Below are 25,021 nucleotides of genomic sequence, written 5' to 3'. Positions count from 1 at the left end.
GCCCGTTTGATGATCAGGTCAAGCGCGCCGACGCGATTCAACGTGTAGTTGGGTCGCTCGACTTCGGCGTCAGAACTATCGCGCCGTCGATCACTTCAATGGTCAGTACGTCGCCGACGCTCAGTCCTAAGCTGGCAAGTAAGTCAGGCGGCAAGTCGATGATGACGTCACCATTTCCATCCGTAGGATCTTGGCATTTCACTATCCAGCGTTGGGCTTCGGCCATGATGCTACTCACACTTTAGTCTTGGCGGGAGCGATTCATTATGCGCGCAATGTCTTCGCCAGTTGAAGCGTGGTGCTAGCTGCTGATGACTTCCTCTGGCCGATTTTTGTCTGTCGCCACCATCAACTCTGGGTCACTCTCTGCCGTAATGACCACGTCAAATCCTATAAAAATGGCTGAGCCGTACCCACCACCCAATTACCGCAGCTCCGACAGCAATCGTCTTCAAACTTTATCCGACTGCCCCACCACTCGCGCTGCGCTTCTCAAATCCGAAACGCGCCAATTTCCTTGCGCAAGACATTGACCAATCCATGCAAATCCTGGCTTGCCTGCTCGGCGCGGATGACGCCTCTAGAGGTCTGCTCTCCCGCTTGGCTGATGTCCACAAGACTCTTGTCGATCTCCATCGAAACCTGGGTCTGTTGCTCCGCCGCAACAGCTATCAGCTGGCTCTGCTCAACAATCAGCCCTGTAGCCCGGACGATATTCTCCAGTGTCTGTTGCACATCATCGGCTTGGCTGACCGTGGCTCCCGCCGTCTTGTGACTGTTGCCCATGGCTTTGACTGTCTCAGCGACCCGGCTGTGCAAGTTACCGATCATCTGCTCGATCTCAAGTGTCGATTGCTGCGTGCGTCGCGCAAGTGTGCGCACTTCGTCGGCGACCACAGCAAATCCCCGGCCCTGTTCACCGGCGCGGGCGGCTTCGATGGCCGCATTGAGTGCGAGCAGATTGGTTTGTTCGGCGATATTGCGAATCACCTCCAGGACCTGACCTATCGCCTCGCTGTCGGCCGCCAATTGGTGAATCAAGTGCATGGAGCTATCAATTTCTCCCGCCAACCGCTGGATTGCACCGACCTGGTCTCGCACCCTGAGACGACCCTGCTCAGTTTCCCGGTTCACCTCGCGGGCGCTGCTGACCGCAATCTCAGCATTGCGTGCGACCTGGCGTGCAGTAACCGCAAGCTGGTTCATGGCTGTGGCAACGACCTCCAGTTGCTCACGCTGCCCGGTGACTTCACGCGCGCTGGAACGGGCAACCGATTGCACCAGATCGGTCTGTTGACCGACTTGCAAGACCACGCCATCGACTTGCCTGATCAGGTGCTGGATCTGCCCAACCGTACCGTTGAACACTGTACCGAGCGCTGCCAACTCGTCCTTGCCTAGCACCTCGAAACTCACGGTCATGTCGCCTTGGGCGACTTTGCCCATTACCCGGCTCAAGTCATCCAGGATTCCACGAGTCGCCAAATAAAAAGCGCCATACAGGTAGGTGATCAGCAACAAAATGGCGAATGAAAACACGGACAACAGAATCATTTCGCCGCGGGCCTGCCCAAGCCGCTGTTGCAATGACTCGGTGAGCGATGCCAGCGCTGCATCGTTCAACCCTTGAACCTTGTCACTCAAGCCGGTCATCTGATCGAAATAGACAGGCCACTCCTGCATTGGCTCCGCAGCATTGAGGATTTGCTCATCGAGTATTTGCTTGCCTCTTTCGATGCTTTGCAATCCGACCTGCAGCGCCGGCGCTAGCGACCTGGCACTCTGCGAGTCAAACACCTGGAATTTCTGTGCACTTTCGGCGCCGACGCGATCCATACCTACTACCAACTGTTCCAGGGCAACGCTGTCGGCGGCACTCGGATACCCTTGGCCCAATGTAATTGAGCCTAGTGTTCGAGCATTGTTCAACAGCGCCGATAGCCGCGGCACTTGAACCGCGATCAGGGTACTGAGTTGACGCACTCGCGGCTCATCGTTCTGGCTCAACCCGGACTGTTCGACAATGCTTTCCAGGAACAGCGCACCTTGAGCCGCCAACTGACCGCTCAACTCCGACCGGGGTGCTGCGCCCTCCGTCGTGCGCAAGGTTTGCAGCCCCTGGATCAACGCCGTGCGCTGGCGCTTGATCGCTGGCTTATCAACGTCTGAAATGTCCAGCCGGTTAATGGTGGAGACGGCAGCTTCTTCAGCCAGTTTGATGCGCTGGCTGATATCGCTTTTCTTTTCTACCTGGCTTACTCGCTGTCGGATCAGGGCCAGATCCTTGAGTAGATCAAGCTGTTGCTGCAACTGCATAGACTCCCGCACCACGGCCAGGCTACTGAGTACAACTGCACTGATTCGCCACTGGTGATAGGCAATGCCAACCAGGTACGTATTGGCTCCCAGCAGCGGCACGAAGAACAAAACACTGATCAGGCTGAATTTCATGGCGAACCCTAGACGGTTCATCAGCCAAATTCCCGGATAAAACAAAGCCTTCATAACGCACTCCTTCTCTTATTGTTTTTATGAGTTCAACGCTCTAGGCGCTCACCAATGAAATGCGAAATTTTCGGCGGGCCATCTCCACAGTGAAACGCTCTGACCTTTGCCTCAGCCTGCTGGTCTGCAAGGGTGGTTCGGGCTTGCTGACGCAAATAATCCGACCATGAATCGACAATGAATCGCTCGAGGTAGTGATCCGGGTGATCCAATTCCCGATAGATCCGCCAAAAGCTGGCGCCGTCGCGGCGACGCTGAGCACCGATACGATTGATCTGGCGCAGGAACTCTTCGCGGCTCCGCGGACTGACCTGATAGGCGATCTGCACCGCCACAGGTCCCTCGCCCGGGTCGAGGCCGGCAAAATTGAATACCGACGGGTCTGCGCTCGACGGAGTTACTTCGTCGTCGTCACCGAGCCAGGCCGGATAACGCCACATAACCATCATCGACAGTGCCACCGCTATCGCTGCGAACATCATTGCTGTACGACTGCCGAAGTGACTGGCTGCAGCCCCCCACAGCGCACCGCCAATGGCCAGGGACCCCTGAAACACCAGCATATAGATCGCCACTGCACGGGCACGAATCCATGGTGCAACCGAGGACTGGATAGCGACCAGGTTACTGGTACCTACAGCGAGCCAACCGATGCCGGCGAAAAACAACGCCACACACTGCACTACCGTGCTGGACGCCAACGCGACCAACAGACAATTGAACGCATACAACAATGCCGCCAGCGCAAGCATCAGGTTGAGCGACATCCGAGCGCGCACCATGGGCATCAGAAAAGCCCCCACCATGGTGCCCACGCCGAGACTACCCAACAGCACGCCATAGTTCCCGGCGCCACCCGACTCGCTGGCGACCACCGGCAACAGCGCCCACAGACCACTGGCTGCACCGACAAAGGCAAAGGTGCGCAAGCATTGCTCACGCATTACGGCCGAGTGCCGCACGTAGCGCAATGTACCGCGCAACCCGGCCCACAGCGTTTCGGGTGGCAGGCTGGAATCACGAGCCGGTACCTTCATGCTGATCACCACCAGCAATGATCCCAGCAACAGCAGCCCGCAAATGGCAAACACGCTGACCACATTCGACATAGCTACCACGCTGCCTGCCAGCGCTGGGCCAACCGCGCGCGCTGAACTGTATGACAACGACGACAGCGCGAGTGCCGAGGCCATGAATGGTCGTGGCACTGACTCAGCCTGGGTGGTGTACCAAGCCGGCCCTTGCAGAGCAAAACCAATACCAAAGCAAAACGTCAGCCCCAGCAGCAACCAGGGCGTGACCAGACCCAGTGCACTGCAGGTAATCAAGGCGGCGGCTGTGCAAAACATCCCTATCTGGGTGACCAGTAGATAACGGCGTCGATTGAAGATATCGGCAAAGACTCCGCCTGGCAGCCCAAAGAAAAACGCCGGCAGGCTGATTGCTGTCTGCACCAGCGCCACCAACATCGGTGAGTTGGTCAGCGACACCATCAGCCAGGCGGCGCCCACGTTCTGCATCCAGATCGCCAGGTTCATTGCCAACGCGCCCAGCCACAAGGCGCGGAACGAAGCAAATCGCAGCGGCGCCCATAACGAATTCGAACTGTCTGTCATCGAAACCTCGCCTTCTCTGATGCAGTCCCCGCGCTTGACTGGCGAAAGGAATGACCGCATATTAAAAACTAACTGTTTGACAGTTTTATATCAGATAGGACAACAATAATCGACAATACACCGCCATCAATTGTCAATTACTGACACTGTGGCAGTTTAGTGATCACGGAGCAGGCTTTCGATGACGACTATTCGCCCCGACGCCGACTTTCAGGAATTTCTGAAGAAAGGCCAATTCATGCTCCAGCGCAGTCGCTCGAGCCAACGCTGCTTTTTTTATCCTCGGGTGCTTGAGCCGCAAACCGGCAGCACCGATCTGGAATGGGTGCAAGCCTGTGGGCTTGGCACCGTCTACTCAGCGACGGTCATTCGCCCCAAGCCTCCTGCGCTGCCGTACAACGTGTCCCTCGTCGACCTTGATGAAGGTCCTCGAATGATGACTCGCATTGAAGGCATGCCCGCCGAACAGGTCACGATCGGCCTGCGTGTCAAGGCCCGCATCGTCGAGGAAGTTGATCAGTTTTTTGTCGTTTTCGACCCACACCACCACTAGGCGATAGATCATGAAAAATCCGATGTCACTTGCCGGTCGCACGATTGTTGTGACCGGTGCCGGTCAGGGAATCGGCCTAGGCATTGCGCGACTGGCCATCGAATTGGGTGCCAACGTCGCGGCTGTCGACCTCAATGCCGATGCTTTGCACAGTGCCGCCCATGAGCTGGGCGAGCAATATCTGCCACTGGCGGGCAGTGTCAGTGACCAGTCCTTCGTACAGTCGGCCGTGGAACAGGCAGTCAGCCACTTCGGGGCTGTCCACGGTCTGGTCAACAACGCCGGCATTGGGCGGCCGGCCATGATCGAAAAAATGACGCTGGAGCAGTGGCAACAGGTGATCGATGTGCACCTGACCGGGTCATTCTTCTTCACCCAGGCGGTTGGCCAGCACTTGCTGCAACGTGCCCGGGCGGGCGACAGCGCTCCGGGCTCTATCGTGTTCATCTCCTCCGATGCCGGTCGCCGGGGCAGCCTCGGCCAGATCAACTATTCGGCGGCCAAGTCCGGCATGTTCGGCATGGCCATGACTGCTGCGCGCGAATGGGCAAAACACGGCATACGCGCAAACGCCGTGTGTTTCGGCATGGTTGAAACGGCCATGACCGAGAAAGTGCGTACTGATCCGAAGTTTCTCGAGACGTACCTGGCGCAGATTGCGCTGGGCCGCTTCGCCTCTCCCGAAGAAGTTTCAGTCCCTGTCTGCTTCCTGCTGTCCGAGGCGGCTTCCTATATCACCGGCCAAGTCCTTTCGGTCAATGGCGGTTACACCATAGCGGTATGACTATGCACAATATTGCCAAAGAAGCACTTGCAGGCCTGCGCGTACTCGACATGACCCGCGTCATCGCCGGCCCTTATGCCGGGCAGATACTCGCCGACCTCGGTGCCGACGTCCTCAAGGTCGAGCGCCAGGGCGAAGGCGACGACATCCGTCGCATCGGCCCACCTTGGATCAAGGGCACCGAGAACGAACCACACCAGGAATCCACATACAGCCAATCGGTCAACCGCAATAAGCGCTCAATCAGCGTCAATTTCGCTGAGCGCGAAGGCGCCGAGCTGTTGCGCCAGCTTGCGGCCAAATCGGACATCCTGCTGGAGAACTATCGTACTGGCACCCTGGCCAAATACGGCCTGAGTTATGAAGAGCTACGCGAGATCAACCCGCGCCTGATCTACTGCTCTATCACCGGGTTCGGCCAGACAGGTCCCTACGCTAACCGATCAGGTTATGACTACCTGATCCAGGCCATGGCCGGGGTCATGTCTGTGACCGGTCACCGCGACGAACATGCCGGCAATGGCCCCATGCGAGTCGGTGTTCCAGTGGCAGATATCTGTGCCGGCCTTTACGCCGCAATCGGCGTACTCGCCGCGGTCAATCACCGCCATGAGAGCGGTGAAGGCCAGCACATCGATGTGTCGTTGTTCGACTCCCAAGTAGCGGCGCTGCTCAACACTTTCTCAGCCTGGTTCAACGGCGGCAAGGAACTGGGCCGCACCGGCAACGATCACCCAAGCGCATCGCCCTACGGCGTTTACGCGGTGGATGACGGGTTTATCCTGGTCGCCACCTTTAACGACCGTGAATTCGCCCGGTTGGCAGCCGCCGTCGACCGCGCCGAGTGGATCGAAGACCCTCGTTTTGCCCGTAACGGTGCGCGCGTCGCCAATCGCCAGGAACTGTCGGCCCTGCTCACCGAGGCATTACGTGGCCGCAGCAAGGATGAGTGGATCGCTCACCTCAATGCCGCCACCGTATCTTGCGGCCCGATCAATAGCATGGCCGATCTGGAGCGCGACCCACATGCCATCGAGCGCGAAATGATTGTGCCGCTGGAACACCCGGTAAATGGCACGATTCGTACCGCGGCGAGCCCGATGCGGTTTTCCGCGACACCGGTTCAATACAAGTCGGCGCCACCGACCATTGGCGAGCACACCAGTGAAATTCTCGGTGACTGGCTGGGGATGAACCCAGCGCACATCGCAGAACTGCGTGAACGCAACGTAATCTGAGGGATCTGCCGTGACATCAACCTTCAGCTTCAAACCCTTACAGCTGCCTGCCGCCCTGGAGCCATTACGCCAGGAAGTCAGGTCGTTCCTGCAAGACAGTGCCAGCCAATGGTCCGGCTGGAAGATCGGCCACTCCTGGACGGGTTTCGACCGCGAATTCAGCCTTGAAGTCGGTCGCCGCGGCTGGATCGGCATGACCTGGCCCAAAGCCTATGGCGGTCACGAGCGCTCTGGCCTCGAGCGATACGTGGTCGTCGAAGAAATGCTCGCCGCCGGCGCGCCGCTGGGTGCGCACTGGTTCGGCGACCGACAGAGCGGCCCCCTGCTCCTGCGCCTGGGCAGTGAAGAGCAACGCCGTCGCTTCATTCCACTCATCGTCAAAGGCCACGCCTCGTTTTGCATTGGCCTTAGCGAACCCGACTCCGGCTCCGACCTGGCTTCGCTGCGTTCACGCGCTACCCGCGTCGACGGTGGCTGGCGACTCAATGGCCGCAAGGTCTGGACCACCAACGCACACCTCTGCGATTTCATGATCGGGCTGTTCCGCACGGGTGCCAGTGCTGACTCGGAGCGCCACAAAGGGCTCTCGCAGTTTCTGATCGACATGCGTTCATCCGGCATCGAAGTACGCCCCATTCATGATCTGACCGGCGAAGCCCACTTCAATGAAGTCGTCTTTGACGATGTCTTTGTCCCTGACGATATGCTGGTGGGACAAGAAGGTGACGGCTGGAGCCAGGCCACTGCGGAGCTTGCTTTCGAACGCAGCCAACCGGACCGTTATATGAGCAGCTTTCCTCTGCTGCCCTTGACCATCGAGGCCCTGCATGGCGACCACAAGGCGGACCGCTTGGCGGCACGCAAACTGGGAGAGGCCTTCGCGGAACTGACGGTGTTGCGCGAAATGTCGCTGTCCATCCTTGGCCAACTTCAGGATGGCCACTCCCCTGCCAAGGAAGCCGCCCTGGTCAAGGACCTGGGCAACACCCATGAGCAACGAATCCCGGAGCTCGTCCGCGAACTGCTCGACACGCCATCCACCATTGTCAGCGGAAACAAGTTGAGCGAATTGCAGGGTTTCCTGGTACAGAACGTGCCGAGCTTCTCCCTGCGCGGCGGAACACGCGAGATTTTGCGCGGCATCATTGCCAAGGGGCTTGGACTGCGATGAGTGAAGACATGAACATCAGCGAAATGCTCGCAGAACAAGTGAACCGATTGTTCAGTGATCGTATCGATCGCAAAATCTGGGTCGAGGCCGAAGATGGCCAACCGGCGACAATCCTCTGGACAGAGATCGAGCAGTTGGGTATCCCACTTGCCATGTGCCAGGAAGAGCATGGTGGCGCCGGACTGAGCTGGACCGAGACCGAACCTATGCTGCGCCTTTGTGGTGCCCATGCTGTTCCGTTACCTGTTGGCGAAACTGCCATCGCGGCATGGGCGCTTTCCAGTGCCGGACTGCACGTACCTGAAGGCCCCATCGCGGTATCGACCAGCTTGTATCAACTGGATGGGCAAGATCGCTTGCAGGGTCATGATCCGCAACTGAGCTGGTTGCCGCAGGTCGAGCATGTCGTATTACTCGCTGAGCGCGAAGGCGGCTTGTACCTCTGCCTGATTCGCGCCAGCGAAGGTGAACACCAAATAGTCGAAACTCTGGACCGTCTTCCCTGCGCACAATGGAGCCTGTGCGACGCGCGTCCCAACCAGTTTTCAGCCACACCAGCAGCGCTTGGAACGAGTACGCTGCAACCGCTGATCGCTGTGCTCAGAAGCATACAGATGGCCGGTGCTCTGGCTAAAGTGCTGGAGCTCTGTGTCGACTATGCCAACACACGTGTGCAGTTCGGCAAACCGATCGGCAAGTTCCAGGCCATTCAGCACATGATTGCCGAGCTAGCCTCCCAGGCAGCCGCCGCCCAAGTTGCCGGCCTGTATGCGGCACGGATGATCGATGCAGGCAATCCCTTCCAGGCGGCGGCAGTGGCCAAAGCGCTGGTTGGAAAGGCTGCGGGACGAGCTGCCGCCATGGCCCACCAGGTATTTGGTGCCATCGGCGTGACTGACGAGCACAGCCTGCACTATTACACCCGACGCCTGTGGCAATGGCGTGCGGATGCCGGCAGCGAACACTACTGGGCAGAGCGCTTGGGGCAGCAGATTTTGGCCCGCGACGGTGCAGCTTTATGGAGCATGCTGACCCAACCAATGGAACAGCCTGCCTAGCATCAAGATGCTGTCGGCCTTGATTTCAGGGCCGACAAGCTATCAGTCACTTCGTATCACTTCTGGCTTTTGATCAACTGCAAAAACTCTTGGCGAGTGTTGGCGCATTCGCGCAATTGTCCGAGCATGACCGAGGTGGTCATCATCGAGTTCTGCTTTTCCACACCGCGCATCATCATGCACAGGTGCTTCGCTTCAATTACCACCGCGACGCCGACGGCATTGGTGACTTGCTGGACCGCCTCGGCAATTTGCCGCGTCAGGTTTTCCTGGATCTGCAGGCGGCGCGCAAACATATCGACGATGCGGGCAATCTTCGACAAGCCCAGTACCTTGCCGGACGGAATGTAGGCCACATGCGCCTTGCCAATGAACGGGAGTAGATGGTGCTCGCACAACGAGTACAGCTCGATATCCTTGACGATTACCATCTCATCATTGCTCGACTCGAACAGCGCACCGTTAACGAGTTCTTCGACGGTTTTCTGGTAACCATTACACAAATACTGCATGGCCTTGGCCGCACGTTTTGGGGTGTCCAGCAGCCCTTCACGCTCGACATTTTCACCAAGGCCCTGAAGGATGGCCTGATAGTGCTGGGACAGCTGCTCGCTCATATCGCCCTCACGAAACCGCGTTGGCTAATACCTACGCAGACAAATCAATCGACTGGAAGAAAGCGGGCTCGTCCATGCAAAGCGAACGAGCCCGTCGGCCTGGAGCGCCGGGGGTCAGAGCTTTTTCAGAATGGTGACGACGCACGCGCCACCCAACCCAACGTTGTGTTGCAGACCCAGACGTGCGCCAGGTACCTGGCGATCACCCGCCAATCCACGCAAATGCCAGGACACTTCAGCGATCTGCGCCAGGCCCGTCGCACCCAATGGGTGCCCCTTGGACAGCAGCCCACCGGATGGATTGGTTACCACCTGGCCGCCATAGGTGTTGTCCCCGTCCAGGACAAAGCGCTCGCTACCGCCTTCAGCACACAAACCCAGTGCTTCGTAACTGATGATCTCATTGGAGGAGAAGCAGTCATGCAGCTCAACCAAATCCAGGTCCTGAGGTCCGACACCTGCTTGCGCATAGGCCTGCTGAGCCGCCAGAGCGGTCATGCCAGCACCCACCACTTGAATCATGCTGCCCGACTCGTAGCTTTGTGGTCCATCCGTAGTCAGGCTCATACCGGCGATTTCCACGCAATTGGCTAGCCCATGTTTACGTGCATACGCTTCGGACACCACCACGGTCGCAGCTGCACCACAAGTCGGTGGGCAGCACATCAGGCGAGTCAAGGGACCGAAAATCGCTGGAGAGCCCATCACTTGCTCCAGCGTTAGCGGATCGGTGAACAAGGCATAGGGATTGCGCCCGGCGTGGCTGCGTGCTTTGACCGAGACACGACCGAACAGCTCAGCACCGACGTTATATTTCTCCATGTACTCGGCCCCCGCTCCGCCGAAGTACTGTGGTCCCGAAGGAGCGAGCTCGTCCCACCCACGAATACGCCGAGTGGCTTCATCGATACGCACGGTAATTGGCGTTCGGGCAGCGGCATCACTGCCGGCCAGGGCACCGGGATTCATTTGTTCAAAGCCGACAGCCAATGCTACGTCGACAACGCCACTCATGACTGCCTGACGCGCCAGGAACAAGGCCGAAGACCCGCTGGCACAGGCGTTGTTTACGTTGATCACCGGAATCTGAGTCAAACCTGCATGGTAAAGCGCAGTCTGACCGGAGCAGGTGTCACCGGAAACAAAGCCGGCATACGCCTGTTGCACTTGGCCATATTCGATACCGGCGTCCTTGAGGGCATTGGCAATCGCTTGCGCGCCCATGACGTCGTACATTTCACTCTTGCCGGGCTTGGTGAACTTGACCATGCCAACACCGGCCACCAGAACTTTATTACTCATGCTGTTCTCCACCGGACGATGCGCGTCCGAGATGAGTTGACGGGCGCTTTGTCAGCGGGAGAAATCCATGATGGTCAATGCGGTTTCCGAACGGAAAACCTTGTCCTCCTCGTTCGCCAGCCGCTGAGCACTGAATTGCGGATCGACGCCACCGCCGCGAATACCCTCGGCGGACACCAGCTTCAGCTCCCGCACGCTCTGACCGGAGGCGAACAGGCAATGCCCGGTGCGCTGGCCGGATAGCTCACTAACCATGTACAGCACCACTTGGGCCACATGCTCGGGCGCCAACTGGGCCTTGCTGACTTCGTCCATCAATGGCGCGGTCAGCGCGGAAACCGCGGCCGGTGCCAGGGTCCAGACTCGCACGCCAAACTTGGCAGCTTCGATCGCCAATACGTTGGAAAAGCCCCAGGCGCCACACTTGGACGCCGCATAATTGGCTTGGCCGAAATTGCCAACCAGACCTGATGTGGAAGAGGTATTGACGATGACGCCGCCACCGTTCTCCTTCATCCAGCCAAATACCGGCTGGGTAACGGCGTACATGCTCTTGAGGTTGACGGCGATCACCGCGTCCCAATCCGCCTCGCTCAACTTGAGGAACGATTTGTCACGAAGGATCCCGGCGTTGTTGATCAGGATATCCGCGCGACCGAAATGCTCCAGCGCCGCCGCGCACAAGGTCTGACCACCTTCGACGGTTGAGATGTCCTGGGTGTGGGCGACTGCCTGGCCGCCACTATCACGAATGCCCTGAGCCACTGATTCGGCAATATAGGCTCCACTTTCGTCGCGCCCCAGGTCATTAACCACAATCGCTGCTCCCTCGGCGGCCAGAAGCGTTGCATAAGCAGCCCCCAGCCCGCGCCCGGCACCGGTGATGATTGCTACTTTCCCACTCAATAAAGCCATTGTCTGTCTCCAAAGCGTTCTTGTTATGAGTGAGGGTTCAGACGTCCAACTGAACCTCAGTCACTAATTTATTACCAACAGCCTATTTTTAGCGGCCTCACATGAATACTACACCGCATAACTGACTATTTGACAGTTTTAATGTTAGAGGCAATGCTATGACTCAGCAACCACCCTGGCCGAGGTATAAAACGTGTCTCTCGATTACCAACGTATAAAAAACTGGCCCATTCCAGAGGCCAGACAAACCTACAGCGAACGTGACACCATCCTTTATGCGCTGGGTGTCGGCGCCGCTACCTGCAACCCTCTTGCCGCCGAAGACTTGCAGTTCGTCTACGAACCCGGATTGAAAGCCCTGCCCACCATGGCCAGCATCCTGGCCGGCGGTGCAGCCTGGCTGGCCGATCCGGCAACTGGCATTGACCTGAGCAGGGTCCTGCATGGCGAACAGTTTCTGACCCTGCATCACCCTCTTCCCGCCCATGGCGAGGTGATCGGCCGCGACCAGGTTGATGAGATATTCGATAAGGGCGCCGACAAGGGCGCGGTGATGTACATGTCGCGACGCATCTACTGCGCGCGTACCGAAACGCTACTGGCGACTTCGAAATGGTCGACCTTCATGCGTGGCAACGGCGGCTTCGGTGGCTCGGCCGAAGGCCAGCCCAAGCCACATCCAATCCCTGCGGACCGGCCTTGCGATTTGAGCATCGAGATGGAAAGTCGTCCTGAACAGGCCGTGATTTACCGGCTGTCCGGAGATTTGAATCCCTTGCACATCGACCCCGCCTTTTCCGCTCTCGCCGGATTCGACAAGCCGATCCTGCACGGAATGAGCAGCTACGGAATGGCTGGCAGAGCATTGATCAAGCTGCTTTGCGACAACGACCCCGCTCGACTGAGGGTACTAAACCTGCGCTTCGCCGCACCCATGTATCCCGGTGAAACGTTGCGTATCGAAGCCTGGCGCGAAGGCCCCGGCCAGGCCTCCTTCAGGGTTACCGCTACACAGCGCGACATCACCATCCTCAACAACGGTTACGTTGAGTTCGACGCATGACTGACAACAGGAAAACCATCATGGAATACCAAGACATCAGCTACGAAATCATCGGCAATGTGGCCCGCATCAGTCACAACCGGCCCGGCAATGCCAACGCCGAATCGGAAAATCTGCTCGCCGAACTCGACCACGCCCTGGATCTCGCGAAAAAAGACGACAATGTCCGCGTGCTCATTATCGGCGCTAAAGGCAAGCACTTCTCGGCCGGACACGACTTGATGGACGGTATGGAAAAACGTGGCCAGTTCTCGCCCGAGCAACACTGGCTTTGGGAAAGCGAACATTACTTGGGCAATGCCCTGCGTATCTGGGACTTTCCCAAGCCTACGATCGCCCAGGTGCAAGGCGCCTGTATTGCCGGCGGCTTCATGGTAGCCAACATGTGCGACATCATGATCGCTTCCGACGACGCCTTTTTCAGTGATCCCGTCGCCCACAGCCTGGCGGCGGCTTCGGTGGAAACACTGGTTCACCCTTGGGTAATGGGCATTCGCAAAGCCAAGGAATTTCTGTTCACCGGGCAGAAAATCAGCGCAACCGAAGCCAAGGAATGGGGCATGGTCAACCATGTGGTGCCCCGCGCGGAACTAGAGCAATACACCATGAACATGGCAGAGCACATCGCCAAGGCACCACCCATTGGCTTGCGCATGCTCAAGCGCTCGATCAATCGCTCAGCGGACATAATGGGTTTCCGCAATTCGATCATGGCGCACTTTGACACTCACATCCTCAGCACCTCAACCAACGAGCACTTCGCTGTAGCCGCCGCCGGCATGCGCGCCTCGCTGGAAGCCGCCAAAAAAGCCCAATCCTGAACCACGCGGGCAGGCCCACGGGCCTGCCCAATCGTGCCATCGTCTGGAGCAACCGTAGTGTCCCTTGATTATCAAACGCTAATGAATTGGCCGTTTGCGGCCTCCACTCGCACCTATTGCAGAGCTGACAGCATTCGCATTGCAGAAGGCTTCGGTGCCGGTGTCGACCCGAACTGGCAAGCCACCGATAACCGTTACATCGAAGACACCCTGACACTAGCCATTTTGCCAATGAGCGCCGTGGCCCTGGCCGATGGCGAATTCTGGCAGCAAGACCCACGCAGCGGGATCGTCTGGCAGCAGATGGTGCATGCCCAGGAAAGTCTTCGCGTGCATCGCCCCCTGCCCGTCGAAGGAAGTGTAGTGCTAACCCAAAAGGTCAAGGACCTGTTCGACAGAGGCCCTGAAAAAGGCGCATTGATGGTTCAAGAGCAACTGCTCAGCGACGAGCTGGGCAACGCACTGGTGAGCATTGAAGTCACAACGGTATTGCGCGGCAACGGCGGCTTTGGCGGTCAGCCGCAACCCTCCCAGCGCCCGGAAGCGATACCTGACCGCAGCCCTGACTGCGCATTGAAAATTCGCACGCCCGAGGGCGCCGACACATTGTTCCGGCTTTCAGCCGATATTGCTGTCGCCGCTCAGGCGCAAGCCGACTCTCAGCAGTACATGCTGCGCGGACTGGGTTGTTTTGGCTTGGCCGGACGCGGAGTGTTGAAAATGGCCTGTGATAATGAACCTGATCGCCTGCGAGCTATCGGCGTGCGTTATGCAGGTCCGATGCTCACAGGTGAAACCATGCGCATCGATTTGTGGCATATGCGCTCAGGTTTTGCGTTATTCAAGATGCACGCCTGCGAACGCGACGCACCAGTACTAAGTTATGGTTTCATCGAGTTCGAGCCTACGGCCTGATATCAGCGTTGCTCTTCAGCCAATTCCGGGGCAGCGACTTCTTCGGTCGCAGCCTTGGTGGCCTTGGGCGCGCGCTTGGGCTTACCCGGGGCGACCTGGTTTAATGGAACTGCATCGGTGGACTGGCCGACCAGAGTCTGCACAATAATCCGCGCAATTGCCGCATTGACACGTTTAGCGCCAAGCCCCCGCTCCATAACCACGGGATCCAAACCCGCCAAGCGCTCCATAGCCGCATGCAATACCGTTGCCTCAGCGTAGGCGTCACCTCTCTTGCGCCCACCCATAGCTGGGTGAACCGCGAGGATCAACTGAGCGAAGCGTTCAATGAACGGGATATAAGTGTTCATACGCAGTTCTTCGAAACGTGGATCGCCACGGTCTGCTTCCAGGTTCCGGTACCGCAGCACCTCGCGGTGGCGACTCCAGACCAGGTTCATCGACTCAACAATTCGCAGCGCCTCCTCTTCATAACGAGCAGGTTCCCATGGATGCTCAAGTAGGCGCGCCACGCCGGCCATCTCCTCACCAGCATCCAGACTGAGTGCATACAGCACATCCTGCACATCATCGAAATACATATAAAAGCTTGCCGATGACGTACCCGCCGCCTTGGCAATGGCTACCGCGGTGATATCCGGGAGTGGGTGCGTATAGAGCAATCGGCGTGTGGCGGACATCAGCCGCTGCCGTGTTTCCAAGCCTTTGCGTCCGAGCGTCTGGCCCTGCTTATTCATCGTGACGTCGTTTGCCATGGGTTGAGTCTCGCTCCATCTAATCGAAAATTTGTGGGTCTTGGTAACCCAAAAATAAAAAAGTCCTGCCTCGATCGTTTTTTCAGAGCAAACGGCACCAAAAAACAACAATCGAACAGCTATTAGTGAAACCTATACAAACTGTCTCACAGGCGCAACTGTTGTCTTCCTATCGATTTAAGACCTCAAGCGCAAAAAGGTGTCTTGCTGCGCAAAACCAATAACTGACATAATGACAGTTATGGTGATAGCATAGCGAAGCCACGCAGATACACAATCCTTATCGGAAACCGCACTCAATACGTAGGAGACGGGCATGCCTTCCATGGTTCAAGATAAAGTCGTCGTTATCACCGGGGCCGGTAGTGGTATTGGCCGCGAATACGCTCTTGCCTTCGCCGCCGAAGGCGCGCGGGTCGTAGTCAATGATCTGGGTCGCACCCCGGATGGCGGCAGCGCTGCCGAGGCAGTTGCCCACGAAATACGCCAGGCTGGCGGTGAAGCAGTGGCCAGCATCGAGAGCGTTGCTCAGTGGGACTCCGCACACCGCATCGTCGAATGCGCGCTGGACCAGTTCGGCCGGATCGATACCGTAATCAACAACGCCGGCATTGTACGTGACCGCTTCTTCTTCAAGATGAGCCTTGAAGAATGGCAGGCTGTGGTCGATGTCCACCTCAATGGTTCGTTCTACGTCGCCCGTGCCGCGGCCCCGCATTTCAAGGAACAGGCCAGCGGTAGCTACATCCATATGACCTCTACCAGCGGCCTGATCGGCAACCCCGGACAAGCCAACTACGCTGCAGCAAAAATGGCCGTGGTCGGGCTCTCCAAGAGCATCGCGCTGGACATGAAGCGCTACAACGTGCGTTCGAACTGCATCGCGCCCTGGGCATGGACCGCCATGACCGCTTCAGTGCCGACTGATACCCCCGAAGCCGCTGCGCGTATGGAAAAGCTCAAACTCATGGAGCCGCGCAAGATCGCCCCACTGGCGGTGTACCTGGCCAGCGATGCGGGGGCTGATGTTTCCGGGCAGATCTTCGGCGTGCGTGCCAACGAAATTTATCTGTTCTCTCAATCCCGGGTCATCCGCTCAGTACATCGCAGCGAGGGCTGGACTGCAGAAACTATTGCCGAGCACGCGATACCGGCCATGCAGACCTCCTTTTATGCAAACACGCCTTCACCAGAGCTCACCACCTGGGATCCGATCTGATCCCTTGCTCCCGACTTTGCAACCAGACACGAGATAACAAGATGAGCGAACTAGAAACCATTGGTATTGGCTTTCCCTGGGAAGACCTACCGGTAGGACGCACCTTCAAAACACTCGGGCGTACCGTAACCGAGGCTGACATTGTCAACTTCATTTCTGCGACCGGGATGCTCGAAGTGTTGTTCACAAACGTCGAGTTCCTCAAGGAGGCCGGCTTCAATGGGCGCCTGGTACCAGGTGGGCAAGTGTTCTGCTTTGCGGAAGGACTGCTCTTTCAGACAGCTCTGCAAGGCGTTGGCGTGGCTTTTCTGCACATGGAACTGGACATCAAGGGGCCGACCTTTGCAGGCGACACCCTGCACGTTGAAGTCGAAGTCATTGAATCCAGGCCTAGCAAAGGCAAGCCAGGAATGGGGCTTGTGCGCACCCGCAACCAAGTGGTCAAACAGGACGGCACAGTGGTGATGGTCTATACGCCGCTACGCCTGGTCAAGGGCCGCGCCAATCTGGCCGGCTGAACCGACTCAACGAGGCCACCCGATGAAACAAGTACGCTTGTATGGAGTTCAAGACCTGCGAATCGTCGACGTGCCGATGCCAGAGGCCGGCCCGCTCGATGTAATTGTAAAGGTCGCTATGTTCGGCATCTGCGGCAGCGATCTTGGTTTTGCCCGCGACGGTTACATTGGTCGACCGGGTGGTCAACCATTACCGTTGGGGCATGAACTGGTCGGCACCATTCACGCTGTCGGCAGTGATGTACAAAACATCCATCCTGGCCTGCGAGTGGTAGTAGACCCCATGAAGGGCTCAAGCCGTATTGGTACCGGAGACCCTGACCACGGCGGCTTTGCCGAGTACCTGCTGGTGCGAAATGCACGGCTGGGCGAAACGCTATTCCCCTTGACCGACTCGCTGGACTTTCAGCGCGCCGTACTGACCGAGCCCATTGCCGTGGGCATGCATGGCCTGAACCAGGCTGGCGTTAACACTCTAGATCGTGCCGTTGTCTTTGGTGCAGGCCCGATTGGCCTGGGTGTGATAGCCGCATTGAAGTACCGCGGAGTGGCCAAAGTGGTTGCCGTGGACTTGACCGACGAGCGATTGGAGCGCGCCAGTCAATTAGGAGCCGACCACGTCATCAACCCCGGGCGTGCAGATTTGCAGACAACACTGCAGGAGCATCTGGGCATGCAAACCGCCAAGCTCACTGGGCTACCCGTGGTCGACGCCTCGTTGTACATCGACTGTGCCGGGCATGGTCCGCTGCTTGAGCAAATGGTGGAAATGGCCGGGGATAAATCGCGGATTGTAGTACTGGCGACGCATAAAAAGCCGGTTCAACTGAACATGATCCAAGTGATGATCAAGGAGCTCGTGCTGATCGGCTCTCTCTCCTATCCCGATGAATTCCCGGAAGTCATCGAGATGCTCAGCGATTCGCAGCTTGATATCACCCCGATGCTCAGCCACTCGTTTGATTTCGATCAGTTCGCCGAAGCCTTTGCCATGGCCCAGGTCCCCGAACTGTCCGCCAAAGTCGTAGTGAGGATGGAGTGAAACTTACACGACGGCTTTCCATTTCCACGCATTAAGAAGGTGAACGACGATCATGAAAAAGTGGCAGTGTTTTTTTTGCAGTTACATCTACGACGAAGCTCTCGGCGCGCCAGCCGAGGGCATTCCCGCTGGCACACGCTGGGAGGATGTCTCCGAAGGCTGGATTTGCCCGGAATGCGGCGCCACCAAAGAAGACTTCGCCATGCTGGAAATCGCCTGAATTGACGAGTCGCCGGGAGACTGTACATGAACCATTCTGATTCCCCTTGTACCCTGATCGTCGGCAGCGGCCATGCTGGCGCAGAAGCGGCCATAGCACTGCGCCAGAACGGTTACACCGGACGCATCGTGCTGATTGGTAATGAAGCGAGCCTGCCCTATCAACGCCCTCCTTTGTCCAAGGGGTTTCTGGCCGGAGCGGTCGATCATCCGGCCTTGCTGATGCGTCCCGCCGATGCTTATGAAAAAGCCAATATCGAGACACGTATCGGCGTTCAGGTGACAAGCCTGGACGCCGCGCGAAAGCTCATCGAACTGTCTGATGGGGGCAGCTTGGATTATAGCCACTTGATTCTCGCCACCGGCAGTCGGCCCAGACCGCTGTCCGGCCTGGATCCAGAGTGCCCCCTTGTCAACCTCCATTACCTGCGTACCCTTGCCCATGCGCAGCAGATGCGTGAGCAGATGATCGAAGGTAAGCGCCTGGTCATCATCGGCGGCGGTTACATAGGACTGGAAGTTGCCGCCGTGGCCCTCAAGCAAGGGCTCGAAGTCAGCCTGATCGAAAACATGGACAGGATTCTGGCTCGTGTAACGTCAGCAGAAGTTTCCAACTTCTATCAACAGGTCCATCAGGCCGCCGGACTGAAGTTGCACCTCAACGCCCGCTTCGATCGTTTGAATCTGGATGCTGAGGGCAAAGGGGTTGAGTCCGTGCAGCTCAGCGATGGCAATCGGTTACCGGCCGACCTGGTACTCGTCGGAATCGGCGCGATTGCCAACACAGAACTGGCCGAGCAAGCAGGCCTTGCAGTCGACAACGGTATTTTGGTCGATGAGTTCACTTGTAGCAGCGACCCATTTATCCACGCTATCGGTGATTGCTCCAACCATCCCAGTGAGCGGTACGGTCGACGGCTGCGCCTGGAGTCCATACCCAATGCCATCGAGCAAGCCCGGACAGCAGCACTCGCGATTTGCGGGAAGCCTGCGCCCTACCGGTCCATACCCTGGTTCTGGTCCGATCAATACGAGCTGAAACTGCAAACTGTCGGCTTGTCTCAAGGTTACGACCAGACCTGTCTACGGGGCTCCCCGGCAACTCGTTCGTTTGTAGTGTTCTATCTGCGCGAAGGTCAGGTAATTGCCGCCGACTGCATTAATCGTCAGTTGGAGTTCGCCCTGATCAAGAAGCTGGTTCAAGGTGGACAAACACCCAACGCCCAGTGGCTTTGCGACGACTCGACACCACTCAAAGACATTCTCGCTCAAGCAAACGCTATTGCCTGAAAACACCCGGCCACAACGCCAAAGCGATCCGCGCAGTGAACTTGCGACGGACTATTGTGCGGTGGATTGGTAATACCCTACGGCAATCAGGTAATGGTCTACCTTACGAAAGTAGGCATGCTTGTGCTCGATGCTATGGGTCAACGGGTTCAGCCAGTCATATTGGAATTCCCCTGCCCCCTTGCGCTGAACCATCCGCAGAAGCGGGGCCCCTAGTGGCTTACCATGGGCATCATTGATTGTGCTGAAATCCGTCCCCACCATCCGCTTGCTGGATCCATGAGCAACAAAGCGCCGGGTGTTCAGGTCGATGACATACGGGTAAAGATCATCAAGCCGAAAGGCGGGGTCTAATTGATTGATGGCCTCCAGCGTCGAGTTCGGATTTGATGCAATTGCACTTGAGACCTTATCGAGCATCGACTGGGCATGCTCCGATGTTTGCCGTGAAATGTAGTAGCCAACAGCAAAAAGCTTGTCATCGACGCGGCGGTAATAGACCACTTTGTTCTCATCGCGGTCGCCATTCCAGACTTTCCAGTTGTATTCGGCCTTTTGCACCCCTTGGACTGCCTCGGTCTTCAGGGCCTCGGAGAAAGCCGCCGTCAACTCCTTGGGCAAGGATGCGCCGACGTTCTTTCCGATCAAGAAACTGGACGGCCCGCCACTGGCCAGCATGACACCCTGGGTATTGAGAACCATCACATAGCAGTTATTATCGATAAAGTCCCCTTGGCGACTGAAAGCAGCCATGGCACTTTCGTGGTGCTCCTGATAGTAAAGAACTGCACGCTCAAGCAATGCCTTGGCCCGCTGCGCATCGTCCTGAGAATCCGTCGCCCCTACCTGAGCAGCCACCAGTAACAACATCCAGCATGCTGCCTGCCTGCCCAACCTTTGAAACAGCTTCATGTACTGCACCTGCATCGATAGATAAAGTTACAAATTAACTGACATAGTATCATTTGCAGTACCTTGACATGCAATTAGCGCGACGCAAGGCGATCACAGATCACCCTGCTCGAACCATTAGCTAACAATGTGTCGGTTATTGCTTGCCGAGCCAAGGCAAAAGCCTTAATGTTCTCCTAGCCAAAAACAAAAACCTGAAGCAGCCCGTGATGCTGGCCCTGCCTGGCCAGCGGCAGCATACGAAATGGAGACAGCAGCCAATGAAAGTCGATGACTTGATCCTGATTAGCGTTGACGACCACATCGTAGAGCCTCCCACCATGTTCGATCAGCACCTGACAGCGGAGCAGAAAGCCTTCGCTCCCAAGGTGCTCAAAGACAAGAATGGTGCGGACTACTGGCTCTTCGAAGGCCGTCGCGCTGGCAATATCGGATTGAATGCCGTGGTCGGGCGCAACCGGGAAGAATATGGCTGCGAGCCCATATCCTTCGAACAGATGCGTAAGGGTGCCTGGGATATCAAGGCGCGCATCGATGACATGAACGCCAACGGCCTGCTGGCTTCATTGAACTTCCCGAGCGTCGTGACCTTCGATGGCAGCCTGTTCCATCAGTTCGATAACAAGAAAAACGCACTGACCCTGCTCAAGGCCTACAACGACTGGCATATCGACGAGTGGTGCGGCAGTTTCCCGGGACGCAACATTCCCAATGCAATCGTTCCATACTGGGACATCAACGCCACCGTCGAAGAAATCAAACGCGTGGTTGCCAAGGGCTGCCACGCCATCAGCTTCACCGACAACCCATCCCTCAAGGGTCAACCGAGCCTGCACGACGCCCACTGGGAACCGCTGTGGAAGGTCTGCGCGGAAAACAAGGTAGTCATTAACATTCACATTGGTTCCGGTGCCCAGGCTCCGCACGCATCGATGGACACTCCGATCGATGCATGGATCATCACCATGCCGATTTCCATCGTCAATTCGGCAGCCGACTGGCTTCACCTCAAGGCCTTGCACCGTTATCCGGACCTGAAGATAGCCTTGTCCGAAGGCGGCATTGGCTGGATTCCGTATTTCCTGGAGCGCGCAGATTTCGTGCACGACCACCACCGCGCCTGGACTTATGCCGATTTCGGTGGCAAGAAGCCTAGCGAAGTGTTCCGCGAGCACTTCCTTACTTGCTTCATTGATGACAAGTTCGGTCTGAAGAACCTCGACGATATCGGCGAAGACAACGTTGCCTACGAGTGCGATTACCCACACTCTGATACCGTCTGGCCAGAGTGCCCGGATCGCTTGATCGAAACAGTCTCGCACCTGTCGGCCAGCACCATCGACAAGATCACCCATGGCAACGCCATGCGACTCTACAACTTCGATGCGTTCAGCCTGATGGGGGGGCGAAAAAACTGCACGGCGGGTGCTTTGCGTGCTAAAGCAGCCCACATTGATACCCGCCCACAATCGTTCGGTGGCCCGGCGCCGCTGGCTGAAGGCGAAACCCGTCGCTGCGTGACCTCGGGCGACATCATCAAGATGTTCACCCAGGTATCCAAGGAAGACGGCAAAATCGAAGCATGAGGCAAAACCCCTCACGGCTCAGCCGTGAGGGGTATCCAACCTAGCGATCGGCATCGATCTGCGATTGAAAGCCTGCGTTGATCAGGCTCTGATACTTGTTCAAATAATCGTAAGGGTAATGGGCAACCGGCTTGCCTGATGCACCCAGTTCGGCCAAACAAGCCGAATCCAGATCAAACTCAAGACACCCCATATTGTCCAGTAACTGAGCCTGGGTCCTCACACCCAGTAGCGGAATGACATTCGGCTGCCCGCGTAACCAGTTCAAGGCCACTTGCGCAGGGGTCCTGCCAATTTCCCGGGCGATTTTACCGACGGCCTCAGCCATGGCCAGCCCCCGCTCGTCCAGGGATTTCATTGCCGCAACATCCAGGCGCTTGCTTTCACCCTTGGCGACTTCGGCACTGTACTTACCGCTCAGTATCCCGCTGGCCAGTGGAGACCAGGCAGCTAGGCTCAAGCCTTCGCTGCGGCACATCGGTAATAGTTCGTGTTCGATCGAACGCTCGAGCAAATTGTACTCAGCCTGCATGGCGATAAAAGGCGTCCAGCCGTTAGCACGAGCCAATGTATTGCATTTGGCCACAACCCAGGCCGGTGTGTTGGAAATGCCGAGGTAAAGCACTTTTCCCTGCCTGACCAAGTCATCCAGAGCTCGCAGCATTTCCTCGAGAGGCGTCAATGCGTCCCAGGCATGTACCCAGAGCAGATCGATATAGTCGGTACCCAGCCGTCGCAGGCTCGCCTCGACCGAACGATGCAGGCTTTTACGATGATTGCCGCCAGCGTTGATGTCTTGGCCACCAGGAAGCGCCAAGGCATACTTAGTGGTCACCACCATTTGATCGCGATGGCCCTGCAATAATCGCCCTAGCATCTCCTCGCTTGCACCGCCTGCATAGATTTCATTGGCAGTATCGAGGAAGTTGCCGCCTTGATCGCGAAAGTGCGAATAAAGCCTCGCCGCTTCGGCTTCCTCCGTGCCCCATCCTTGGTTGCCGAATGTCATGGTTCCCAGGCACAGCTCCGAAACCCGTAGACCGGATCTTCCCAATAGTTTGTAACGCATGTTGCCTCCTTTGACGGTGAGCAAGGCGAGCTGACGCCCACCTTGCTGCAAGATGGGTCAGACGAGCTGTTCAAATTCCGGCACAGCTTCGAACAGGTCAGCCACCAGGCCGTAATCGGCCACCTGGAAGATCGGCGCTTCTTCGTCCTTGTTGATCGCAACGATCACTTTGGAGTCTTTCATGCCGGCCAAGTGCTGGATCGCGCCGGAGATACCGACCGCGATGTACAGCTGTGGCGCAACGATCTTGCCGGTCTGACCGACCTGCATGTCGTTGGGTACGAAACCTGCGTCGACCGCGGCGCGCGAAGCACCGACGGCAGCGCCCAGCTTGTCGGCCAAGCTGTACAGATGTTTGAAGTTGTTGCCGTTCTGCATGCCGCGGCCGCCGGAAACGACGATCTTGGCAGCGGTCAGTTCCGGACGATCGGACTTGGCCAGTTCCTCGCCGACGAAGCTGGAGATGCCCGCGTCGTGAGCAGCGCCAACCGCTTCAACAGCAGCCGAACCACCGATAGCGGCAACCGGGTCGAAACCGGTGGCACGCACGGTGATCACTTTCACTGCAGCGTTCGATTGCACGGTAGCAATAGCGTTACCGGCGTAGATCGGACGCTTGAAGGTATCGGCGCTTTCTACCGAGATGATCTCGGAGATCTGGTCGACGTCCAGCGCAGCGGCAACGCGCGGCAGGATGTTTTTGCCGTTGGAAGTAGCGGCAGCCAGGATGTGGCTGTAGCCCTTGCCCAACTCTGCAACCAGCGGTGCGACGTTCTCCGGCAGCTGGTGAGCGTAGGCGGCGTTGTCGGCCACCAACACTTTAGCCACGCCAGCGACTTGGGCCGCGGCTTCAGCCACGACGCCAGCGCCCTGGCCGGCAACCAGAACGTGGATGTCACCACCGATTTTGGCGGCAGCCGCAACGGTGTTCAGCGTGGCCGGGGCCAGTACTTTGTTGTCGTGTTCAGCAATAACCAAGATAGTCATTTAGATTACCTTCGCTTCGTTTTTCAGTTTCTCAACCAGTTCAGCCACCGACTTGACCTTGATACCCGCGCTGCGTGCCGCTGGCGCTTCGACTTTCACGGTCTTGTTGGTGGAGGCAGTGGAAACGCCCAAAGCGTCCGGAGTCAGCACTTCGAGAGGCTTCTTCTTGGCTTTCATGATGTTTGGCAGGGACGCGTAGCGCGGCTCGTTCAAACGCAGGTCGGTGGTGACGATGGCCGGCAGTTTCAAGGAAACTGTCTGCGCGCCGCCGTCGACTTCACGAATCACGGCAACGCTGTCGCCGCTGATGTCGACTTTCGAAGCGAACGTGCCCTGACCGTAGCCGCTCAATGCAGCGAGCATCTGGCCAGTCTGGTTGTTGTCGCTGTCGATGGCCTGTTTGCCAAGGATCACCAGCTGAGGCTGTTCCTTGTCGACAACAGCTTTCAACAGTTTGGCAACGGCCAGGGACGTCAGATCTTCGGCGGACTCGACGAGGATGGCGCGGTCGGCACCCAGAGCCAGCGCGGTGCGCAGTTGCTCTTGAGCGGTGGACGGGCCGACGGAGACGACGACGACTTCAGTCGCAACACCTTTCTCTTTCAGGCGTACGGCTTCTTCAACGGCGATCTCGCAGAACGGATTCATCGACATCTTGACGTTGGCAAGATCGACGCCGGAATTGTCCGCCTTGACGCGAACCTTGACGTTGTAGTCGACCACCCGCTTGAGAGGGACCAGGATTTTCATGTGCATTCTCTATTTGGCGATAACAGGAAAAGGCCGAAATGACCTGCCACTCCACTCTTGTTCCCGCCTGAAAAAATGTCAACATTTAAGACGTCAATAACTGACATTTTGTTATT

The 25,021-nt window shown here is 57.4% G+C and carries 25 protein-coding genes and 1 pseudogene; 14 read left to right on the top strand and 12 right to left on the bottom strand.

Annotated features, from left to right (window positions below; all coding sequences use genetic code 11):
* Nucleotides 1-37: 37 nt before the first annotated feature.
* From JFU37_RS01505 to JFU37_RS01495, 4 genes and pseudogenes are all read right to left on the bottom strand, one after another.
* Entirely contained in the window at nt 38-226 is a 189-nt protein-coding gene (locus JFU37_RS01505; protein ID WP_201112140.1) for an AbrB/MazE/SpoVT family DNA-binding domain-containing protein, read from the bottom strand.
* A 266-nt stretch (nt 227-492) separates the two neighbouring features.
* Complete coding sequence (locus JFU37_RS31200; RefSeq protein ID WP_446738732.1) at nt 493-1,206, bottom strand: methyl-accepting chemotaxis protein; 714 nt, start codon at nt 1,204-1,206, stop codon at nt 493-495.
* A gap of 144 nt (nt 1,207-1,350) precedes the next feature.
* Nucleotides 1,351-1,554, bottom strand: a pseudogene (locus JFU37_RS31195) (HAMP domain-containing protein); the annotation flags it as partial.
* A 983-nt stretch (nt 1,555-2,537) separates the two neighbouring features.
* Entirely contained in the window at nt 2,538-4,121 is a 1,584-nt protein-coding gene (locus JFU37_RS01495) for an MFS transporter (RefSeq protein WP_201112136.1), read from the bottom strand.
* A 181-nt stretch (nt 4,122-4,302) separates the two neighbouring features.
* On the opposite strand from JFU37_RS01495, the gene JFU37_RS01490 reads away from it, so the two are divergent.
* The 5 genes from JFU37_RS01490 to JFU37_RS01470 are packed head-to-tail and all read left to right on the top strand — an operon-like array spanning nt 4,303 to nt 8,925.
* A complete protein-coding gene (locus JFU37_RS01490; RefSeq protein WP_201112134.1) occupies nt 4,303-4,674 on the top strand; it encodes a Zn-ribbon domain-containing OB-fold protein in 372 nt (123 codons plus the stop codon).
* Between the two features lie 10 nt (nt 4,675-4,684).
* Nucleotides 4,685-5,458, top strand: coding sequence for an SDR family NAD(P)-dependent oxidoreductase (locus tag JFU37_RS01485; protein ID WP_201112132.1), 774 nt, complete (start codon nt 4,685-4,687; stop codon nt 5,456-5,458).
* Nucleotides 5,455-6,696 (top strand): CaiB/BaiF CoA transferase family protein, encoded by a 1,242-nt coding sequence (locus JFU37_RS01480; protein WP_201112130.1) that lies wholly within the window; start codon nt 5,455-5,457, stop codon nt 6,694-6,696. Before JFU37_RS01485 ends, JFU37_RS01480 begins: the two co-directional genes overlap by 4 nt.
* 10 nt (nt 6,697-6,706) lie before the next feature.
* The gene (locus JFU37_RS01475) at nt 6,707-7,867 is read left to right on the top strand and encodes an acyl-CoA dehydrogenase family protein (protein ID WP_201112128.1); all 1,161 of its coding nucleotides are present in this window, start codon (nt 6,707-6,709) and stop codon (nt 7,865-7,867) included.
* A gap of 8 nt (nt 7,868-7,875) precedes the next feature.
* Nucleotides 7,876-8,925, top strand: a complete 1,050-nt coding sequence (locus tag JFU37_RS01470) for an acyl-CoA dehydrogenase (protein WP_201112126.1) — start codon at nt 7,876-7,878, stop codon at nt 8,923-8,925.
* Between the two features lie 56 nt (nt 8,926-8,981).
* Here the strand turns inward: JFU37_RS01470 and folE are convergent, their stop codons facing one another.
* The 3 genes from folE to JFU37_RS01455 form a co-directional block, all read right to left on the bottom strand.
* The gene (gene folE / locus JFU37_RS01465; protein ID WP_150752559.1) at nt 8,982-9,542 is read right to left on the bottom strand and encodes a GTP cyclohydrolase I FolE; all 561 of its coding nucleotides are present in this window, start codon (nt 9,540-9,542) and stop codon (nt 8,982-8,984) included.
* Nucleotides 9,543-9,656: 114 nt separating this feature from the next.
* Complete coding sequence (locus tag JFU37_RS01460) at nt 9,657-10,844, bottom strand: thiolase C-terminal domain-containing protein (RefSeq protein ID WP_201112124.1); 1,188 nt, start codon at nt 10,842-10,844, stop codon at nt 9,657-9,659.
* A gap of 51 nt (nt 10,845-10,895) precedes the next feature.
* Complete coding sequence (locus tag JFU37_RS01455) at nt 10,896-11,759, bottom strand: SDR family NAD(P)-dependent oxidoreductase (protein WP_201112122.1); 864 nt, start codon at nt 11,757-11,759, stop codon at nt 10,896-10,898.
* A 193-nt stretch (nt 11,760-11,952) separates the two neighbouring features.
* Here JFU37_RS01455 and JFU37_RS01450 point away from each other — a divergent pair, with 193 nt between their 5' ends.
* From JFU37_RS01450 to JFU37_RS01440, 3 genes are read left to right on the top strand one after another with little or no spacing between them, the layout of a single operon-like run.
* Entirely contained in the window at nt 11,953-12,822 is an 870-nt protein-coding gene (locus JFU37_RS01450; protein WP_201112120.1) for a MaoC/PaaZ C-terminal domain-containing protein, read from the top strand.
* A 20-nt stretch (nt 12,823-12,842) separates the two neighbouring features.
* A complete protein-coding gene (locus tag JFU37_RS01445) occupies nt 12,843-13,643 on the top strand; it encodes an enoyl-CoA hydratase (protein WP_201112118.1) in 801 nt (266 codons plus the stop codon).
* 57 nt (nt 13,644-13,700) lie between these two features.
* Nucleotides 13,701-14,558 (top strand): MaoC family dehydratase N-terminal domain-containing protein, encoded by an 858-nt coding sequence (locus JFU37_RS01440; protein WP_201112116.1) that lies wholly within the window; start codon nt 13,701-13,703, stop codon nt 14,556-14,558.
* Nucleotides 14,559-14,560: 2 nt separating this feature from the next.
* Here JFU37_RS01440 and JFU37_RS01435 read toward each other — a convergent pair whose 3' ends face one another.
* Nucleotides 14,561-15,313, bottom strand: a complete 753-nt coding sequence (locus JFU37_RS01435) for a TetR/AcrR family transcriptional regulator (protein ID WP_201112114.1) — start codon at nt 15,311-15,313, stop codon at nt 14,561-14,563.
* A 316-nt stretch (nt 15,314-15,629) separates the two neighbouring features.
* Between JFU37_RS01435 and JFU37_RS01430 the strand changes: the two genes are divergently transcribed.
* The 5 genes from JFU37_RS01430 to JFU37_RS01410 are packed head-to-tail and all read left to right on the top strand — an operon-like array spanning nt 15,630 to nt 19,601.
* Nucleotides 15,630-16,532 (top strand): SDR family NAD(P)-dependent oxidoreductase, encoded by a 903-nt coding sequence (locus tag JFU37_RS01430; RefSeq protein WP_191633593.1) that lies wholly within the window; start codon nt 15,630-15,632, stop codon nt 16,530-16,532.
* A gap of 41 nt (nt 16,533-16,573) precedes the next feature.
* Entirely contained in the window at nt 16,574-17,050 is a 477-nt protein-coding gene (locus tag JFU37_RS01425; RefSeq protein WP_201112112.1) for a MaoC family dehydratase, read from the top strand.
* A gap of 22 nt (nt 17,051-17,072) precedes the next feature.
* Nucleotides 17,073-18,092, top strand: a complete 1,020-nt coding sequence (locus tag JFU37_RS01420) for a zinc-dependent alcohol dehydrogenase (RefSeq protein WP_201112109.1) — start codon at nt 17,073-17,075, stop codon at nt 18,090-18,092.
* Nucleotides 18,093-18,144: 52 nt separating this feature from the next.
* The gene (locus JFU37_RS01415) at nt 18,145-18,312 is read left to right on the top strand and encodes a rubredoxin (RefSeq protein WP_201112107.1); all 168 of its coding nucleotides are present in this window, start codon (nt 18,145-18,147) and stop codon (nt 18,310-18,312) included.
* Nucleotides 18,313-18,338: 26 nt separating this feature from the next.
* Nucleotides 18,339-19,601, top strand: a complete 1,263-nt coding sequence (locus tag JFU37_RS01410) for an NAD(P)/FAD-dependent oxidoreductase (protein ID WP_201112105.1) — start codon at nt 18,339-18,341, stop codon at nt 19,599-19,601.
* A 51-nt stretch (nt 19,602-19,652) separates the two neighbouring features.
* Here the strand turns inward: JFU37_RS01410 and JFU37_RS01405 are convergent, their stop codons facing one another.
* A complete protein-coding gene (locus tag JFU37_RS01405) occupies nt 19,653-20,513 on the bottom strand; it encodes a cache domain-containing protein (protein WP_201112103.1) in 861 nt (286 codons plus the stop codon).
* A gap of 260 nt (nt 20,514-20,773) precedes the next feature.
* Here JFU37_RS01405 and JFU37_RS01400 point away from each other — a divergent pair, with 260 nt between their 5' ends.
* Nucleotides 20,774-22,099 (top strand): amidohydrolase family protein, encoded by a 1,326-nt coding sequence (locus JFU37_RS01400; protein WP_201112101.1) that lies wholly within the window; start codon nt 20,774-20,776, stop codon nt 22,097-22,099.
* 40 nt (nt 22,100-22,139) lie between these two features.
* On the opposite strand, the gene JFU37_RS01395 is transcribed toward JFU37_RS01400, so the two are convergent.
* Genes JFU37_RS01395 through JFU37_RS01385 form a run of 3 tightly spaced genes read right to left on the bottom strand, consistent with a single transcriptional unit; the run spans nt 22,140 to nt 24,905 of the window.
* Entirely contained in the window at nt 22,140-23,168 is a 1,029-nt protein-coding gene (locus tag JFU37_RS01395) for an aldo/keto reductase (RefSeq protein ID WP_201112099.1), read from the bottom strand.
* A gap of 57 nt (nt 23,169-23,225) precedes the next feature.
* Nucleotides 23,226-24,155 (bottom strand): electron transfer flavoprotein subunit alpha/FixB family protein, encoded by a 930-nt coding sequence (locus tag JFU37_RS01390; RefSeq protein ID WP_201112097.1) that lies wholly within the window; start codon nt 24,153-24,155, stop codon nt 23,226-23,228.
* Nucleotides 24,156-24,905 carry an electron transfer flavoprotein subunit beta/FixA family protein gene (locus tag JFU37_RS01385; RefSeq protein WP_201112095.1) on the bottom strand — a complete coding sequence of 250 codons (750 nt, stop codon included), beginning with the start codon at nt 24,903-24,905 and terminating at the stop codon, nt 24,156-24,158.
* Nucleotides 24,906-25,021 lie beyond the last annotated feature (116 nt).

The organism is Pseudomonas sp. TH41 (assembly GCF_016650695.1).
Classification (GTDB): domain Bacteria; phylum Pseudomonadota; class Gammaproteobacteria; order Pseudomonadales; family Pseudomonadaceae; genus Aquipseudomonas.
This window is presented reverse-complemented; position numbering and strand designations above follow the sequence as displayed.

Coding starts and splice junctions, on each gene's coding strand:
- JFU37_RS01505 (WP_201112140.1), bottom strand. CDS start 226: ATGGCCGAAGCCCAACGCTGGATAGTGAAATGCCAAGATCCTACGGAT.
- JFU37_RS31200 (WP_446738732.1), bottom strand. CDS start 1,206: ATGAACCAGCTTGCGGTTACTGCACGCCAGGTCGCACGCAATGCTGAG.
- JFU37_RS01495 (WP_201112136.1), bottom strand. CDS start 4,121: ATGACAGACAGTTCGAATTCGTTATGGGCGCCGCTGCGATTTGCTTCG.
- JFU37_RS01490 (WP_201112134.1), top strand. CDS start 4,303: ATGACGACTATTCGCCCCGACGCCGACTTTCAGGAATTTCTGAAGAAA.
- JFU37_RS01485 (WP_201112132.1), top strand. CDS start 4,685: ATGAAAAATCCGATGTCACTTGCCGGTCGCACGATTGTTGTGACCGGT.
- JFU37_RS01480 (WP_201112130.1), top strand. CDS start 5,455: ATGACTATGCACAATATTGCCAAAGAAGCACTTGCAGGCCTGCGCGTA.
- JFU37_RS01470 (WP_201112126.1), top strand. CDS start 7,876: ATGAACATCAGCGAAATGCTCGCAGAACAAGTGAACCGATTGTTCAGT.
- folE (WP_150752559.1), bottom strand. CDS start 9,542: ATGAGCGAGCAGCTGTCCCAGCACTATCAGGCCATCCTTCAGGGCCTT.
- JFU37_RS01460 (WP_201112124.1), bottom strand. CDS start 10,844: ATGAGTAATAAAGTTCTGGTGGCCGGTGTTGGCATGGTCAAGTTCACC.
- JFU37_RS01455 (WP_201112122.1), bottom strand. CDS start 11,759: ATGGCTTTATTGAGTGGGAAAGTAGCAATCATCACCGGTGCCGGGCGC.
- JFU37_RS01445 (WP_201112118.1), top strand. CDS start 12,843: ATGGAATACCAAGACATCAGCTACGAAATCATCGGCAATGTGGCCCGC.
- JFU37_RS01435 (WP_201112114.1), bottom strand. CDS start 15,313: ATGGCAAACGACGTCACGATGAATAAGCAGGGCCAGACGCTCGGACGC.
- JFU37_RS01430 (WP_191633593.1), top strand. CDS start 15,630: ATGCCTTCCATGGTTCAAGATAAAGTCGTCGTTATCACCGGGGCCGGT.
- JFU37_RS01425 (WP_201112112.1), top strand. CDS start 16,574: ATGAGCGAACTAGAAACCATTGGTATTGGCTTTCCCTGGGAAGACCTA.
- JFU37_RS01420 (WP_201112109.1), top strand. CDS start 17,073: ATGAAACAAGTACGCTTGTATGGAGTTCAAGACCTGCGAATCGTCGAC.
- JFU37_RS01415 (WP_201112107.1), top strand. CDS start 18,145: ATGAAAAAGTGGCAGTGTTTTTTTTGCAGTTACATCTACGACGAAGCT.
- JFU37_RS01410 (WP_201112105.1), top strand. CDS start 18,339: ATGAACCATTCTGATTCCCCTTGTACCCTGATCGTCGGCAGCGGCCAT.
- JFU37_RS01405 (WP_201112103.1), bottom strand. CDS start 20,513: ATGAAGCTGTTTCAAAGGTTGGGCAGGCAGGCAGCATGCTGGATGTTG.
- JFU37_RS01400 (WP_201112101.1), top strand. CDS start 20,774: ATGAAAGTCGATGACTTGATCCTGATTAGCGTTGACGACCACATCGTA.
- JFU37_RS01395 (WP_201112099.1), bottom strand. CDS start 23,168: ATGCGTTACAAACTATTGGGAAGATCCGGTCTACGGGTTTCGGAGCTG.
- JFU37_RS01390 (WP_201112097.1), bottom strand. CDS start 24,155: ATGACTATCTTGGTTATTGCTGAACACGACAACAAAGTACTGGCCCCG.
- JFU37_RS01385 (WP_201112095.1), bottom strand. CDS start 24,905: ATGAAAATCCTGGTCCCTCTCAAGCGGGTGGTCGACTACAACGTCAAG.